The organism is Micropruina glycogenica, assembly GCF_900289045.1.
In the GTDB taxonomy this organism is placed as follows: domain Bacteria; phylum Actinomycetota; class Actinomycetes; order Propionibacteriales; family Propionibacteriaceae; genus Micropruina; species Micropruina glycogenica.
Map to the genome: position 1 here is coordinate 727791 of NZ_LT985188.1, position 16700 is coordinate 744490.

Annotated in this window: 10 protein-coding genes; 9 read left to right on the forward strand and 1 reads right to left on the reverse strand. The window is 70.1% G+C overall.

Annotation, left to right across the window (positions count from 1 at the left end):
* Positions 1-191 precede the first annotated feature (191 nt).
* The 9 genes from MPLG2_RS03370 (at position 192) to MPLG2_RS03410 (ending at position 16046) form a co-directional block, all read left to right on the forward strand.
* Positions 192-6314: a fibronectin type III domain-containing protein gene (locus MPLG2_RS03370; protein ID WP_105184925.1), complete on the forward strand. Its 6123-nt coding sequence runs from the start codon at positions 192-194 to the stop codon at positions 6312-6314.
* Between the two features lie 15 nt (positions 6315-6329).
* Entirely contained in the window at positions 6330-7298 is a 969-nt protein-coding gene (locus MPLG2_RS03375) for an AAA family ATPase (RefSeq protein ID WP_105184926.1), read from the forward strand.
* A gap of 148 nt (positions 7299-7446) precedes the next feature.
* Positions 7447-8751 carry a DUF58 domain-containing protein gene (locus MPLG2_RS03380; RefSeq protein ID WP_158680834.1) on the forward strand — a complete coding sequence of 435 codons (1305 nt, stop codon included), beginning with the start codon at positions 7447-7449 and terminating at the stop codon, positions 8749-8751.
* Entirely contained in the window at positions 8748-11063 is a 2316-nt protein-coding gene (locus tag MPLG2_RS03385) for a transglutaminase-like domain-containing protein (protein ID WP_105184928.1), read from the forward strand. The genes MPLG2_RS03380 and MPLG2_RS03385 overlap by 4 nt, the downstream gene beginning before the upstream one ends.
* 46 nt (positions 11064-11109) lie before the next feature.
* Positions 11110-11895, forward strand: coding sequence for an META domain-containing protein (locus MPLG2_RS03390; protein WP_105184929.1), 786 nt, complete (start codon positions 11110-11112; stop codon positions 11893-11895).
* A gap of 774 nt (positions 11896-12669) precedes the next feature.
* A complete protein-coding gene (locus tag MPLG2_RS03395; RefSeq protein WP_105184930.1) occupies positions 12670-13110 on the forward strand; it encodes a DUF5709 domain-containing protein in 441 nt (146 codons plus the stop codon).
* Positions 13094-14095 (forward strand): prolyl aminopeptidase, encoded by a 1002-nt coding sequence (gene pip, locus MPLG2_RS03400; protein WP_231935769.1) that lies wholly within the window; start codon positions 13094-13096, stop codon positions 14093-14095. Before MPLG2_RS03395 ends, pip begins: the two co-directional genes overlap by 17 nt.
* A 72-nt stretch (positions 14096-14167) precedes the next feature.
* Positions 14168-14365 carry a hypothetical protein gene (locus MPLG2_RS03405; protein ID WP_105184932.1) on the forward strand — a complete coding sequence of 66 codons (198 nt, stop codon included), beginning with the start codon at positions 14168-14170 and terminating at the stop codon, positions 14363-14365.
* Positions 14366-14840: 475 nt separating this feature from the next.
* Positions 14841-16046, forward strand: coding sequence for an MFS transporter (locus tag MPLG2_RS03410; protein ID WP_105184933.1), 1206 nt, complete (start codon positions 14841-14843; stop codon positions 16044-16046).
* On the opposite strand, the gene MPLG2_RS03415 is transcribed toward MPLG2_RS03410, so the two are convergent.
* Positions 16013-16642: a nucleoside/nucleotide kinase family protein gene (locus MPLG2_RS03415; protein WP_173909592.1), complete on the reverse strand. Its 630-nt coding sequence runs from the start codon at positions 16640-16642 to the stop codon at positions 16013-16015. The genes MPLG2_RS03410 and MPLG2_RS03415 overlap by 34 nt on opposite strands.
* Between the last annotated feature and the right edge of the window lie 58 nt (positions 16643-16700).

Below are 16700 nucleotides of genomic sequence, written 5' to 3' on the forward strand. Positions count from 1 at the left end.
CGTTCGAACGCGAGCAATGAGCGTTATCGCGAGCAACGTGCCATGGCGGCTCCCGAGACGACGGGGCAGGGCTGCCCATTCGGCGCTGGCCCACCCAGAGGTTACCCTGGCTGAAAGCCACGAAACCGTGCCGGGCGTCGCGCCACTCGTCCCCGGTGCCTTGTCATTCACCCCGGGGGGCCGGTCACAACATGCGCCAAAGGTCGATCGTGCGCTGGGCACCAGGGCTGATCGCAGCCCTGGTGCTGGGCCTGATCGTCACCCTTGCGGTGCGGGCGATCGGCTACCCGGTGAACAAGCTCGACCTCAACGATTCGGGCATCTGGGTCACCAACGACGCCGAGCAGTCGTATGGCCGCATCAACAAGTCGGCGGTCGGTTTGGACGCCTTTCTCGACCTGCCCGGTGCGGCGGGCGCCCAAGAACTCGACGTGTTGCAAGACGGCGGTGCGGCCGTCGAGTATGACGCCGCCGGTGGTGCCCTGGTGCCGATCGACACCAGCGCCGTCACCAACAACGCCGACCAGGCGGTCAACCTCAAGCCCGGCACGGTGGTCGACCTGCGCGGCGGCACCATCGCGGCGGTCGATCCGGCCACCGGCAAGGTGTGGGCCGGACGCTACGACCCCGAGCTGCGCACCGCCGACATCAAGGCTCTCGACCCGGTGCTGCCCGCCTTGGCCGACGTCGGTGAGCCACCGGCCGGCGCCGCCGGGCAGAGCGTCGCCGTCGCCGTCGGGGTGGACGGCACGGTGCACGTGGCGTCCGTGAACGGCACGACGCTCACCATCGCCGTGCAGAACGGGGGCTTCGCCCAGCCGGTGAAGGGTCGGCTCGACACCGCGATCAACTCCGTGCAATTGGCGGCGGTCGGCGCTCAGGCCGTCGTGTACGACGAGGCGCTGGGCACGGTGATCCTGCCCGACGGACGCACCAAACAGGTCACCGCTGCCGTCGCCGGCAAGCTGCAACAGAGCGGCCCGGACGCCCCCGGCGTGCTACTCGCCCTGCCCGAAGGCCTGCTGCGCATCGGGCTGGCCGACGGCCTGTCGACACAACTCGCCGCCGGCATCGGCACCGCTCCGGCCGCACCGGTGCGCTTGGCCGGCTGCGACTTCGGCGCCTGGGCGGGCACCCCCACCACCGTCGTGCGAGCCTGCGGTGAGGGCCAGGCCGAGGCGATGGCGGTCACCAGCCGAGCCGAACCGCTGGTACGGCCGATCTTTCGCATCAACCGCGGCTCGCTGGTGCTCAACGATTCGGCTGATGGCCGGGTGTTCGACCTCGACAAGCAGCTGCGGCTCGACAACTGGGACAAGATCAAGCCCAAGCCCAACCAGAACCCGAACGACCCCAACAAATCCGACAAGCCGGCCCTCAAAGACGCCGAGCCGCACGCCAACGACGACGAGTTCGGTGCCCGCGCCGACCGCACCCAGATCGTGCACCCGCTCGACAACGACACCGACTCGATCAGCAGCATTCTGATGATCGCCGCCGTCCGGGGCGTGCCCGAGGGCTACCGGGTCGACATCACCCCCGACGGCCAGGCGCTCAAGGTGACCACGCCCCTCGACGCCCGCAACTTCTCGTTTCGCTACACCGCGGGCAACGGCTACCACGACGACGAGGCGACGGTGCAGATCACCATCAAGGGCACCGAGGTCAACGACAAGCCGTTCCTACGTGAGGGGGTGGCCAAGCAGAGCCTCAGCGTGCCCTCGTTCGGCACCCTGAACGTCGCTCCTCTGGGCGACTGGCGCGACCCCGAGAGCGACCCCGTGCTGCTGGTCGACGCCAACAGCGACGGCGACCTCGTGCCCACCACCCCCGACGGACGTCTCGAATACACCGCCGCCGGCTACGACTCCGACACCCGCAAGAAGCTCAGCTACCGGGTGGCCGATGTGCCCGGCAACGAGGTGACCAGCGAGGTCGCGCTCACGGTGCTGGGCCAGAAGGCGCTCACCGGCGGCAAGCCGGTGGCCAACCCCGACACCGCCCGCGGCGAGGTGGGCAAGCCGATTGTGATCCGTCCGCTGGCCAACGACCTGCCCGGCTCAGACCCACGCACCGCCGACGCCCGGCTGACCCTGGGCGGCGACATCACGCCGAAGGCGAACCTGAAGGTGACCACCGACCAGCGCTCGGGGCTGGTCACGGTGATCGCGACCCGTCCGGGGCCGTACTTTCTCGACTACGTGGCGGCGTTCGGCTCGGCCCGGGTCGACCGCAGCCAGATTCGCGTCGACGTGGCCAAAGACGCCGCGGGCTTCGTGCCGCAGACCATGCCCGACCAGGCGGCGATTCGGGGCACGAACCCGGTGCGGGTCGACGTGCTGGCCAACGACGCAGACCCCCAGGGCGGGCTGCTGACCGTGTTGTCGGCCGACAGTGACGCCGACGTCGACGTGTCGGTGATCGCCGGCCGCTGGCTGATGATCACCCCGCGCAGCGACCGGATCAGCCCCAACCCGTTCACCGTGCACTACACGGTGAGCAACGGCTACCAGAGCGCCCAGGGCGACGTGACGGTGGCGCAACTGCAGGCTGTCGGCGACGACGTCCCGATCACCCGCAAAGACCGGGCGATCGTGCGCGCCGGCGACACCGTACTGATCAACGCGCTCGCCAACGACACCAGCCCCGCCGGCTCACGGCTCTCGCTGGCCACCAACCTCGACCCGGCCATCACGGTGGGCCAGTTGCAGCTGTACGACGCCTCGTCGAGCCAGGTCGAGTCGTTGGACGTGGGGCAGGCCTGGGTGCACGCCGACCAGATTCGCTACGTGGCACCGGCCGAGGTGACCGAGACCCGCGAGGTCACCATCGAGTACTACGCGGTCACGCCCACCGGGCAGCGCACCAAGGGCGAGGCGAGCGTCACCATCAAGCCGCAGCCCGAAACCGACGACGACAACCACGCGCCCAGACCGGGCGACCTCGAGGCCCGCGCCACCGCCGGGCAGCGCATCAAGATCTCGCTGCCCACCTCGTCGCAAGACCCCGATGGCGACTCGGTGACGGTCGCCGGCATCGGTTCGCCGCCCACCCTGGGCCGGGTGGTGGGCAGCAGTCCGACGTCCGTCACCTACGAGGCGTACCCGATGCTCGACACCGTGGGCACCGACACCTTCTCGGTGATGGTCACCGACCGCTACGGCAAGCAGGCGCCGGCCGTGGTGCGGGTGGCGGTCACCCCACCCGGCTCGCCGCAGCCGCCGATCGCGATCGACGACGACATCACCGCCGCGCCCGGCGCCATGATCAGGGTGGACGCCCGCGCCAACGACCTGACCGCCCGCAACGACAAGGTGGCCATCGCCCCCCTCGCGCCGCTCAACGACAACCTGCCCGCCGGCGTGACCATCAACGCCGACGGCTTCATCACCGCCCAGGCGCCCGAGAACGGCCAGCCGCTGCTGCTGCAGTACGCGCTGCAGGGCAACGGCGGCACCGGCCCGGCGGCCGGCATCACCATCACGCCGCAGGCCGGCTACGAGAACGCTCCGGTGATCTTCGACGAGGTGGCCGAGGTGGCCGGGCAGAGCGCCACCGTCGACGTGCTCAAACGCGCGTGGGACCCCGACGGCACCGACGCCAAGCTCAGCGCCACCGTGCTGCGCACCGACCCGGCCATCACCGTCAACGGCGGTGTGGTGACCATTCCGGTGACCACGCAGCCGCAGGTGATCGCCTATCAAGTCACCGACGAGCGGGGCGCTCAGAGCGCCGCGCTGATCTTCGTGCCGCCGGCCGGCGGGGGAGCGCCGGTGCTGCGTCCGGGCGCTTTGATCGAGGTCGCCCCCGACGCCTCGGTGACCGCCACCCTCGACGACCACGTGATGTCGCCCCGCGGCCGCAGCGTGCGGCTGACCACCGCCGACACCCTGTCGGCCTCGCCCGCCGGCAAGCTGACCGTCGAGGCCCCCGACGACACCCACCTGAAGGTCACCGCCACAGACGGCTACGTGGGCCCCGGCGCGATCACCGTGCAGGTGATGGACGGCGAGTCGGCCACCGACGAGGGGGTGCTCACCTCGTACGTGACGATTCCGGTGCAGGTGGGCCCGAGCACCCCCGTGCTGCGCTGCCCGGCCGGCGCGCTCAAGCTGCCCGCCGGCGGGGACCCGCGCACCCTCGACATCGCCACCCTGTGCAACGTGTGGACGGCCGACTCCGCCGACCTGGCGTCCCTCACCTACACCGCCGAGTGGGCCACGCCCATCGACGGCGTCGAGGTCACCGGCGGACGCACCGTGACGGTGCAGGCCACCGGCGCGGCCACCCCCGGCAGCAGGGGCGAGCTGTCCATCGGCGTGGCCGGCACCCAGGCGCAACCCCAGACCCTGACGTTCACGATCACCAAGGCGCCGCCGGCCACCATGCAGGGCCGCACCTACACCGACATTCAGCAGGGCACCCCGGTGCGGGTGCCGGTTGGCATTCGGTCGCCGCTGGTCGACGCGGTGCCCGGCATCGTGAAGGTCACCCAGGTGAGCGGCCCGCCCACGCCGTACGTGATCGCGGGCACCACGATCACCTTCACCCCGCCCAAAGACGCCCACGGCGAGGTGGTCTTCGACGTCACCGGCACCGACGTTGCCGACAAGAACCGCGAAGACCGGCACATCACCGCCCGGTTCACGCTGGTGGTCTACGGGGTGCCCGGCAAACCGGGCGCCCCCCGTCCGGGCCCCACCGTGCAGAGCAAGGCCACCACGCTGAGTTGGACGGCCCCCAGCGCCAACGGTTCGCCGATCACCGGCTACGAGGTGAAAGACAGTAAGGGCCGCGTGACCACCTGTCCTGCGACCAGTTGCCGCATCACGGGCCTGACCAATGCGGTCTGGTACACGTTTCAGGTGCGGGCGCTCAACAAGGCCGGGGCGGGCGAGTGGAGCGACAACAGCCGCCGCATCAGGCCCGACCAGCCGCCGCCCGCGCCCACCGGGTTGAAGGTCAGCAACCCTCAGGACCACACGGTCACGCTGAGTTGGAACCCGGTGAAGTTCGAGGGCACAGCCATCAAGCGGTTCCACATCATCGTCGACGGACGAACAATTCCGGCGGCGGGCACGGCCACCTCGAGGGTGATCACCGGGCTCGACAACAACACCATCTACACCATCTCGCTGGCCGCCGAGAACGAGTTGGCGATCGGCCCCAGCGCTCGTATTCAGGGCCAGTCGGCGGGCAAGCCGTTGGGCTTGACCGCGCCGAAGTTCACCGCCGCCACCGCCACCGGTGCGGCCACGGCGCTGCGGGTGTCGTGGAACATGCCCGACAAGAACGGCCCGGCCGACCTCACCTTCTCGGTGGTGCGCGACGGCACCAAGACGATCTGCTCGGGCACGCAGGGCACCAGTTGCACCGACGACCGCGTCACCTACGACGGCTCGACCCACAGCTATGTGGTGACGGCCCGCAACGGCGCGGGCAAGACGTCCACCGCCAGGGCGTCGTGGCAGGCGACCGGCGTGCCCGAGAAGCCGGGTGCGCCGAGGGTGACCCCCACCGGCAACGACCGCACCATCAGGGTGCAGGGCACCGCCCCCGACTCGCGCGGCAGGCAGTCGACCCTGCGCATTCTGGCCAACGGCTCGGCGGTGGCGACCATGGCGGTGTCGGCGCGGGGGGCGAGCTTCGACCGCAACGTCACCGTGCCGGCCGACGGCGTGAGCTACACCTTCACCCTGCAGATCTGCAACGAAGAGCGCTGCGGCACCGCCTCGTCGGGGGCGAGCACGACCGCGTTCGGCGAGATCCAGGGCTTCTCGCTCAGCAAGAACGCCTCCAGCGGCACCAACGTGAGCTTCGACATCAACGTCAACCCCAACGGACGGGCCCTGCGGGTGAGCGTCGAAGGCTCGAACATCGGCTCCACGGACGACCGGGACGGTACCTGGAGCCGGGCCGTCACGCGCGACCTGGGCGGGTACAGCCGCACGCGAACCTTCACCGTCACGGTGAGCGACGCCACCCGTAGCCAGACCCGCACCATCACGCTCACGTCCGAAGACCCGCCCAACCCCACCGTGACGCTGATCTGGGGTGGGTACAACACCAACAATCCCGAGGGCTGCAACTTCACCAGCCATTGCCGCTTCGTCGGCGCGCGCATCAGCAACGCCCAGGGCAGTCTGTCGTGCCGGGTGCACGACAGCTACGGCAGCGCCTTCAACACCCGCTGGTCCCAAGGCAACGGTGAACGGATCACCCAGGCCTACTGGGGCATTCATCCCGATTCGGCGTGGGTGGCCGTCACCTGCGACGGCATCACCGACCGCTGGTACGGTTCCCGACCCGCCTAACCACAGGAAGACCCGATGAGTATCACCGACGACCAGGCCACCTGGTTCAACGCCACCTTTGAGCAGTTGGTCGCCAACGTCGAGCTGGCGATTCGCGGCAAGGGCGAGATCATCAGGCTGGCGCTCACCTGCATGCTCAGCGAGGGCCATCTGCTGCTCGAAGACAACCCTGGCACCGGTAAGACCCAGCTGGCGAAGGCGATCGCCAACACCGTGCAGGGCACCAACAGCCGCATTCAGTTCACGCCCGACCTGTTGCCGTCGGACGTGATCGGCGTCACCGTGTACGACCAGCACAAGCAGACCTTCGAGTTTCACAAAGGCCCGATCTTCGCCACCGTGGTGCTGGCCGACGAGATCAACCGGGCCTCGCCCAAAACCCAGTCGGCGCTGCTGGAGGTGATGGAAGAGTCGAAGGTCACCGTCGACGGCATTCGCCACACGGTGGGCCGGCCGTTCATGGTGATCGCCACCCAGAACCCGATCGAACAGGCCGGCACGTATCGGTTGCCCGAGGCCCAGCTCGACCGGTTTCTGATGAAGAGCTCGATCGGCTACCCCGACCACGACGTGGCCGTCGAGCTGATGGCGCAGGCGGCCAACCGAGACCGTTCGGCGCAGGTCAACCCGGTGATCGCCGCGCACGCGGTGGCGCAGATGTCGAACTTCGCCGGCGACGTGCACGTCGAGCCGTCGATCCTGGCCTACATCAGCCGTCTGGCCGAAGAGTCGCGGCGGCACCCGCGGGTGAAGCTGGGGCTGTCGATGCGCGGCTGCCTGGCCTACGTGCGCGCTGCCAAGACCTGGGCGATCAGCAAGGGCCGCGCGTTCGTGATTCCCGATGACGTCAAAGACCTGGCCGTGCCGGTGATGAGCCACCGGCTGATCCTGAACGCCGAGGCGCAGTTCTCGGGCGTCACCGTCGAGCAGGTCATCGACGACCTGGTGGCCGCAGTTTCGGTACCCGCCGACCGCACCGTCTGAGCCCACCTGCGCCATGACCGAGAACACCCGCGTACGGCCCCAACCGTCGGAGCTTCCGCCGCCCGACGGTGAGCCGACGCCCGCGCGGGTGCCGAAGCCGTTCCGTTGGTCGAGGTTGCGCTGGTCGAGCTTGTTCCGTGGGTCGAGCGTGTCGAGACCGGGTTTCGACAAGCGCAACCAGCGACCGGGTTTCGACAAGCTCAACCAGCGACCGAAGTTCCACAGGCTCAACCAGCGGCTCCAACCCGTCCGTGAGCTGCTGCAGCCCGGCGTGGACGCCTGCCGCCGGGTGCTGGCCGCCGTCACCGGCTTCGGCTGGACGGTGCTCGCCCTGGCCGCCTTCTGCTGGCTGCTGGCCGGGTTGTTCGGGTGGGGTGAGCTGGCACTCACGGCAGCCGTACTGCTGGTGGGCTTCGCCGTCGCCTGCGCGTTCACCATCGGACGCATGAACCTGGCCGTCGACCTCGAGGCCGACCCGGTGCGGGTGACGGTGGGGGAGTCGTCGGCGGCCCGGGTGCGGGTGACCAACCTGGCCCGCACTCCCGCGCTGCCGATCGGGCTGGAGTTTCCGGTGGGCACCGCGGTGGGCCGCTTCACGCTGCCGGCGCTGGCCGCCGACGCCAGCCACGACGAGGTGGTGATCATTCCCACCCAGCAGCGCGGCGTGATCGAACTCGGGCCCGTGGTCACTCAGCGCGGCGACCCGTTCGGCATGGTGCGCCGCGAGGTCACCTGGACCGAACGCCTGGAACTCTTCGTGCACCCGCGCCGGGTGCCACTCGAGCCGCTCGGCTCGGGCCTGCTGCGCGACCTGGAGGGCCACACCACCCAGGACATGTCGATGAGCGACCTCGCCTTTCACACCCTGCGCGAATACTCGCCGGGTGACGACCGGCGCTACATTCACTGGCGCAGTTCGGCCAAGGTCAGCTCGGCCCGCGGCGCCGGCACCTTTCTGGTCAAGCAGTTTCTCGACACCAGGCGCTCGCACATCGCGGTGGTGGTGGACGCCGACGAAACGGCCTACGCCGACGCGGCCGAGTTCGAGCTGGCCATCTCGGTAGGTGCCTCGATCGCGGTGCGGGCCCTCGCCGACGAGATGGACCTCACCATCGTCTGCGGCGACCACGCGGCCACCAAACCGGCACCGTCCCTGGCCCTCGACACGTTCTCACGCGCCGACTTCGCGGCCTGCACCCTGGCCGAATCGACCGGACGGCTGAACCACCTCGCCCCCGACGCCAGCGTCGCGATTCTGGTGTCGGGCTCGAACGCCGGATTTCAGACCTACGCGCACGCCCGGGCCCATCTGGCGCCCGAGGTGCACACGTTCGCGATCACATCCGAACGGGGCGGCACGATGGCGCTGCGGCAGGCCTCCGGCATGACCGTGCTCACCGTCGCCACCCTGAACGACCTGCCGCGCGTCCTGCCGGGGGTGATCGTGCAATGAGGGTGATTCACGCCCAGGCCGAGCCGGGCACCCCCACCGGACGCACCCTGACCGCACAGCTGCGGCTGCTGCGGCCCAACACGTCCGATCTGGTCGACGCGGGTTTTCTGTTCGCGCTGTGCGCCCTGGCTCTGGCGGGTTTCGTCACCGGGTTCGACGACCTGACGTTCGCGGTGGTCGCCGTCGTCGGACTGCTGGTCGGAATGTTGACCGGGCACGCGTCGAACGTGTTCCGCTGGCCGTGGGCGGCGGCGTTGGGCATCGCCGGGGTGGCCTACTTTCTGCTCGGCGGGCCCCTCGCGGTGGGTCGGCTCACCCTGCGGGGGTTTCTGCCCACCGGTGCCTCGCTGACCTCGCTGGGCACCTCGCTGGTAACGGGCTGGATGGAGTTTCTGACCACGCTGGCACCCGTCGACGGCGACGGCGAGTTTCTGGCGCTGCCGCTGGTGCTGGCCCTGCTGGCCGGCGCCGGTGGGTTGTGCGTGGCCCGGCGCACGCGGGCGGCCTGGCCGGCGCTGGTGATTCCGGTGGTGCTGTTCGTGCTGGTGATCGCGCTGGGCACGCTGGACGCACCGCTGCTCGTCGCCCAGGGCCTCGGCCTGGCGGGGCTCACGATCGGCTGGCTCGCCGTCCGCTTTCCGCGCCGGCGTACGGTGCTGGGCTCGGGTCGTCCGGGCCGGGTGCAGGTGGCGCTGGGTGCCGGCATGGTGGCCGCGGCCCTGCTCGGCGGCGCGCTGCTGGCCCCGTTGCTGCCCGGCACCGACACCAGCCGAACCGTGCTGCGCTCGCAACTGGAGCCGCCCATCGACGTGCGGCAGTACCCGACGCCGCTGGTCGGGTTTCGCACCTTTTCGGGCCAAGACCTGAAGCTCTACTGGGACAGACCGTTGCTGCAGGTGGACGGCGTCGCGCCCGGCAGCCTGCTGCGCTTCGCCGTGCTCGACCGGTGGTCGGGTGCGGCCTGGAGCGGGCTGGGTGAGGCGTCGGTCGAGGGCAGCGGTTTTCAGCGGCTCGGGGCGCGGGTGCCCAACCCGCCGCTCGCCGGCGTCGTCGACGCGCACGTGCGGGTGCTGCCCGATTACGCCGGCAGCTCGTCCCTGAACGCCTGGGTGCCCAGCCTGGGCGAGGTGGCGTCCATCGGTTTCGAGGGCGAGGCCGCGCAGGAGCATCGCGACAACTACCGCTTCAACCTGACCACCGATCAGGGCTTCGTGCCCGACCGGCTGCGTGCCGGTGACGTGCTGGGCGTGGCGTCGGCTCCGCTGCCGCAGTACGCCACCATCACCGACGCACCCGGGCCCGGCGACGGCGACCGGCAGGACGACGCCACCTCGGCCTTTCTGGCCTCGACCACGCAGCGGCTGGCCTCGGGCGACGCCGACCAGTGGGCCCAGCTGGCGTTCGTGGCGCAGGCGCTGAAGCAGGGGGCCTGGAGCGACGGCACCCGGGCCGGCGAGGAACAATATCTGCCCGGGCACGGCCAATACCGGCTGAACCAGTTCGTCACCGGCCAGCAGTTCGTGGGCAGCGACGAACAGTACGCCGCCGTGTTCGCGTTGATCGCCAGCCGGCTCGGTTACCCGAGCCGGGTGGTGTTCGGTGCCGAGGTGCCAGCCGGCGGCGAGGTGCGCGGCAAGAACGTGCAGGCCTGGGTGGAGCTGTCGGTGCAGGGCCACGGCTGGGTGACGGTGCCGACCTCGGTGTTCACCCCCGACCGCAGCAAGCAGCCCGACCCGAACCAGCGGCAGAACAACGAGCAGGAGTCGATTCAAAACGTTCCGCCGCCCAACCCGGTGCCGCCTCCGGGCACCTATCAAGAGATGCAAGACACCGACCCGGCCTCGGCGCGGGCCGAGCTGCCGGCGTCCGATCTGTTCTGGCGCTGGTTCTGGGCGATCGCGCGCTGGGTCGGCCCGCCGCTGCTGGTGCTGGGGTTGATCGTCGGCACCATTCTCGGGCTGAAGGCGTTGCGGGCGCGGCGTCGCCGCACGATTGGGGCGCCGTCCAGCCGCATCGCCGGCGGCTGGCACGAGGTGTTGGACACGGCCCGCGACCTCGGACGTCCGCTGCCCCCGGGGGCCACCCGGCTCGAGCAGGGTGCGCTGCTGGGCCGCGACGACGTGCAGGGCCTCGCGCTGCAGGCGAACGCCGCCGTCTTCGGTGCCGGTGAGATCGACGAGCAGCGGGTCAGCGATTACTGGGCCGGGGTGGGTGAGGCGCGCAAGGCGATGCTGAGCGACCTGCCGTGGTGGAGGCGTCCGTTGGCCCGGTTGAATCTGGCCTCTCTCGTGGTGCGTCGTCCGCGCGATTGAGGGTGGCTTCCTACGATTCTTGCACGCGATCCGATGGAGGCTTTCGATGCGCGAACGATGGGCCGTTGCCCTTGCCGTACTGCTGCTGTTCGCCGGCTGTGCGTCAAGTGGTTCGCCGGGGGCGTCACCCACGCCCTCGCCCAGCGCTCCCGCACTCGCGGGCACCTCGTGGGTGGTCACCCACATCAAGGGCAGCCCCACCATCGCGGCCAAGCAGCCCACCATGACGTTCGCCGACGGTCGGGTCGGTGGCAACGCGAGTTGCAACCAATACGGGGCCGAGTTCAAGCAATCGGGCAGCACGCTCACCATCGGCCTTGCCGCACAAACTCAGATGGCCTGCGCTGACGATGCGGTGATGAAGCAAGAGGGGGCGTTCAACACGGCGCTCGGTGAGGTCAAGGCCGTGCGTGGCAATGGTGACGGGGTCGAGTTGGTGACCGCTACGGGCGCAGTGGCGCTCACCCTGGCCAAGGCGCCGGACACACCCGACAAGCCGCTGGTCGGCACCGCCTGGACGCTGTCGGGCATCGTCAGCGGTGACACCGCGGTGTCGCCGGTGGCCGGCACCAGCGTGACGATGACCTTCACCGAAACGGCGGTGAGCGGCAAGGCCTGCAACACCTTCCGCGGCCCGGTCACCGTCAAGGACGCCACGATCGAGGTGGGTCCGCTCGCCTCTACGAAGATGGCGTGCACGAACGAGGCCGAGGGCAAGCAAGAGACCTCCGTGCTGGCCATTCTCGACGCCGCGACCGGCTATTCGATCGAGGGCGACACCCTCACCCTGACCGCGCCCGACTCCAAGGTTCTCACCTTCACCGCTGCGTGAATCTCGCCCTTGGGTCATCCCGGCGGACGCCGGATCTCCAGTCTGGGGCAGCGTTCGCGTCGAGTCGGTAGCCGCGGAGCGGTGCCGCCCCTGTGCCGCCCTTCCGAGACTGCTCGGCTAGCGCCTCGCTGTGCGCACACGCCCGACCACGCCCTGACCGGGCCGCCCTCGCTCCGCTTCATGCTTGCGCTGGCGTCGTTCACCGTCATCCCGGCGAACGCCGGGATCTCATCATCAGCTCAATCGGCGGTCAGTTGCGTGCGTCGATCCTGGGCAGCGGACGGCCGTCGATGCGGTCCAGACTCACGTAGCTGCCTTTGTGACACGTAGCTGCCCGCCTGCAGGCAGTCACGTGTCACAAAGGCAGTTACGTGGTGGTATCGGCCCGGTCGATGCCTTGAGACCTGGCCCGACCGGTCGAGCTCGTCGAGGCCACCGGGGAATCCTCCCCGTGACTACCACCGCCGGCCGCGCAAGACTGGGTGTATGACCGCCCCGTCCTGTGCTGCCTGCGGCCTGCAGCAAAGCCTGGCGGCCCCTCGGTGTGCCCGCTGCGGTGCGCCGCTCAACGGCCCGGTTCCGCAGCTCTGGGTGCCTCCGACACCCCAGCCGCCGCCCAACCAGCCGTCCATGGGCGAGCCGCCCCAAGAGACCCTCTGGCAACGGGTGCGGCGACGGGTGATCGGGCCGCCCGAAAGTCCGCATTAGGCAGATTTGCGGGTCGTGTTTGCCGCTGTTCTCGCCTGCGCGATGCCTAGATGGCAGGCTAGGAACATGACCGAGTACGACCCGACGATGCCCGACGAATCCGAGCAGCTCGACCAGTTGCAGGCCGACGAAACACTCATCGACCGTGGCGTCGCCGACGTGCTCGACGAGGGGTACGTGGCGCCCGAGAAGTGGTCGCCCGCGCAGAGTTTCGGCAACACCCGGGCCGAGATGCGGCACGGCGAGACGCTTGAGCAGCGCATCGCCCAAGAAGAGCCCGACGTCGCCCCCGAGCGGGTCAAGTGGCGTGACGACGGCGACGACAACCGTCAGGTGGGCAACCACCGGGCCGGACGCCTGGTCGACGCCGACGGCGGCTACGGCGACTTCGACCATGAGGCCGAGAGCATCGGCTATGAGGTGGGCATTTCGGGCGGCGCGGCCAGCGCCGAAGAGGCCGCGATGCACATCATCGACGACTATGAGGACGATGACGACGACGACTGATCGGCTGGCCGGGGTGCTGTACCCGCCGATCGAACCGCATCGAACCGGGCACCTCGACGTCGGCGACGGCCAGTCGCTGTTCTGGCAGCAGTGCGGCAACCCCGACGGCAAGCCGGTGGTGTTTCTGCACGGCGGCCCGGGTGGTGGCTGCGCGCCGGTGTACCGGCGGTTCTTCGACCCGTCCGTCTACCGCATCGTGCTGGTCGACCAGCGGGGTTGCGGACTCAGCGCGCCGCACGCCAGCCGACGCGGCGCCGACCTGTCGACCAACACCACCTGGCACCTGGTGGCCGACCTCGAACGGCTGCGGGTCGACCGCGGCATCGAACGGTGGCAGGTGTTCGGCGGTTCGTGGGGCAGCACGCTCGCCCTGGCCTACGCGCAGCGGCACCCCGAGGCGGTCACCGAGCTGGTGCTGCGCGGCATCTTCACCCTGCGCCGCAGCGAACTCGACTGGTACTACAACGGCGGCGCGGGCAACCTGGCGCCGCAGTACTGGCACCGGTTCGAGGCACCGCTGCGGGCCCGCTTCGGCGACCTGCCGGCGGGCTTCGACCGCATCGCCGCCTACCACGAGCTGCTGTTCGACCCCGACCCGGCGGTGCACGGGCCGGCCGGTGTGGCCTGGGCGACCTGGGAGGCCGCCACGTCCACGCTGGAGTTCGATCAGGCGATGGTGGACGAGTTCAGCGACCCGGCCTTCGCGCTGGCGTTCGCCCGCATTGAGAACCACTACTTCGTGAACGCCGGCTGGTTGCGTGAGGGTCAGCTGATCGCCGAGGTCGACCGCATTCGGCACATTCCGGCGGTGATCGTGCAGGGCCGCTACGATCTGCCGTGCCCGGCCGTCACCGCGTGGGATTTGCATCAGGCCTGGCCGGAAGCGGATTTGCGGCTGGTACTGGCCGGCCATTCCGTCACCGAGCCGGCCATCGCCGCCGAGTTGGTGGCCGCCATCGACCGGTTCGCCCGAAGGGGTGGTTGAGTCTTCTCGATGCTGTCGGTTTCGGCGGGGGCGGGCTAGCGTGGCCGACAACGCCCAACGAAGGGAACTGCGATGACCAATGATCCACAGGCCGGCGGCGACATCTCGTCCGGCTTCGGCGAGTCGAAGGTGAGCGGCCCGGTGTCAGACGAGAAGGCCCAGCAGATGCTGCACGACGGCCCTCCTGGGGGCGATTCGGGCGAGGCCGACAGCGACTACTCCGAGACCGACCGCGCCACCAACGAGCAGGACCTGACCCAGGAGCAGTAAGGCCGCGCCATCCCGACTCTGGTGCCGGTAGCGGCGGCGCCCTGTTCGACGGTCGGGAGCTTCGGTCGGTGCGCCTGGTGCCGCGCAGCGGCGACGCCCCTGTGCCGCCCTTGCTGGACTGTTCGGCCAGCGACTCGCAGTGCGCAAACGCCCGACCACGACCTGACGGGGGCGCCGCCGCTCCGCTTCAACCGTGCGATTCGATGGCGTGCGCGGTCTCGACAAGCTCGACCAACGGCTCACCGTCATCCCGGCGGACGCCGGGATCTCCGCGCACCGCTGAGCTGCCGCACCGGACGGATCGCTGATCAACGAACCCGCGCGCTGGTGGAGTTTGTCGAAACCCCCAAGCCGGACGAGGTCTCGACACGCTCGACTGATGAGAATCAGCGATTCCTTGGACGATCGGCACGGGCGATAGCCTGAACGACGGCCCTCATCGGGCCGTTCACCCACCCGAGCGAGGTGCCCTGCCGTGACCGACGCATCGTTGCAACGGCAGCGGGTCGCCGTTTCGGTGCTGTTCATACTCGCGGGCACGGTGATGGGCGGTTGGCAGGGCCGCATTCCGTCCGTGCGGGCTCAACTCGGCGTCGGTGACGGCGCGTGGGGTCTCATCGTGCTGGGCATGCCGGTGGGCACGCTGCTGGCGCTGCTGGTGCTACAGGGTGTGATCACGCGCACCGGTGCCCGGCTGCCGGCCCGCTGGGGCGCGGCGGCCCTGCTGATGATCGCCCCGCTGGCCGCCGCGTCACCCAGCACCCTGGTGATGGTGGCCACCCTGTTGGTGATGGGCGTGGCGGTGGGGCTGCTGTTCGGGCCGATGAACGCCCTTGCGGTCGAGGTCGAGCGTGGCTACGGCCGCAGCCTTCTGTCGTCGTTTCACGCCTGGTTCAGCGGCGGTCAGTTCGCCGGCGGTTTGCTCGGGGTGCTGGCCGGCCTGGTGAACCTGGCCCCCGCCCTGCAGTTGGCGGCGTCGTGTCTGCTGCTCGCTGCGCTCTTCGTCGCCACCGCGCGCAGCCTGCCCGACACGCACCGCGTGGCTGCCTCCACACCCGTCGACGAAGCACCGGCCGCGCCCGAGCCGTCCGGGGCCTCGTGGACGCCGCAACTGCTGATTCTCGCTGCCATGTGCCTGTTGACGTCGATCAACGAGGGCGCCGCCGCCCAGTGGAGCGCCCAATACACCGTGGTGCTCGGCGGGAGCATCGCGCTCGGCTCGCTCACCCTGGTGTGCTACTCGCTGGCCATCGCCGCCGCGCGGCTGGTCGGCGACCGCATCGTCGGACGGCTCGGACGGCGCCGGTTTCTGCAACTGTCGGCCGGCGTGGCCGCCATCGGCCTCGGCACCGGCCTGCTGGTGGGTACGGTGCCGGCGGCACTGATCGGCTTCGCCTGCCTCGGCCTGGGCAGCGGCTGCATCGTGCCCACCGTGATGACCCTGGCCGGCAATCAACCCGACCTCGCGACGGCCAGGGCGGTGGCCCTGATCAACCTGGGGGAGTGGCCGGCCTTTCTGCTCGGCCCGCCGCTGATCGGCGGCCTGGCCGAACTGCTGGGGCTGCGGGCCGCGTTGAGCGTGATCGTGGTGAGTGGCCTGGCAATCGTGGTGCTGGCCGCGTTCGTCGACGATCGCGGCCCCGCCGTTCAGTCGAGCAGCACCACCGCGTCGGCCGCGTGAGCCGTGGCGGCCACCAGCCGGGCGTTCGGCTCGTCGACCTCACGTACCCAGAACTCGGCGTGTTCGCGGGTGTCGCCGTGGCCGAGCCGGCGCTGCACCAGCCGACGGCGCCGCTCGGCGTCATCGAGTTGCAGATACCACACCTCGTCGAGCACCCCCTGCACGGCACCCCAGCCGAACCGGTCGTACAGCAGGTAGTTGCCTTCGGTGACCACCAGCGGCACCGACGGCTCGACCAGCACTGCGCTGCCGATCGATTCCTCCAGGTCGCGGTCGAACCGCGGCGCGTACAGCGCGGACGATTGGCCGCGCAGCCTGGCCAGCAACGTCACGTAGCCGTCGACGTCGAAGGTGTCGGGTGCTCCCTTGCGGTCGCGGCGGCCCAGCCGCAGCAACTCGGTGTTGGCCAGGTGAAAGCCGTCCATGCCGACCACGACCATCGACTCGCCGAGCCGGGCCTGCAGGGCCGCCGACAGGGTGGACTTGCCCGCCCCGGGCGGCCCCACCAGACCGAGCAGGCGGCGTCGTCCGTCACGGGCGAGTTCAGCCGCCCGCTCGGTCGCCTCGGCGACGGACAGGGTCGGCCGCGTGCACATGCGCTCAGCATCGGGCAGCGGCGGGGCGGTGGCCAAGTCAGCGACCGAAACCGATGCC

Coding starts and splice junctions, on each gene's coding strand:
- MPLG2_RS03370 (WP_105184925.1), top strand. CDS start 192: ATGCGCCAAAGGTCGATCGTGCGCTGGGCACCAGGGCTGATCGCAGCC.
- MPLG2_RS03375 (WP_105184926.1), top strand. CDS start 6,330: ATGAGTATCACCGACGACCAGGCCACCTGGTTCAACGCCACCTTTGAG.
- MPLG2_RS03385 (WP_105184928.1), top strand. CDS start 8,748: ATGAGGGTGATTCACGCCCAGGCCGAGCCGGGCACCCCCACCGGACGC.
- MPLG2_RS03390 (WP_105184929.1), top strand. CDS start 11,110: ATGCGCGAACGATGGGCCGTTGCCCTTGCCGTACTGCTGCTGTTCGCC.
- MPLG2_RS03395 (WP_105184930.1), top strand. CDS start 12,670: ATGACCGAGTACGACCCGACGATGCCCGACGAATCCGAGCAGCTCGAC.
- pip (WP_231935769.1), top strand. CDS start 13,094: ATGACGACGACGACTGATCGGCTGGCCGGGGTGCTGTACCCGCCGATC.
- MPLG2_RS03405 (WP_105184932.1), top strand. CDS start 14,168: ATGACCAATGATCCACAGGCCGGCGGCGACATCTCGTCCGGCTTCGGC.
- MPLG2_RS03415 (WP_173909592.1), bottom strand. CDS start 16,642: ATGTGCACGCGGCCGACCCTGTCCGTCGCCGAGGCGACCGAGCGGGCG.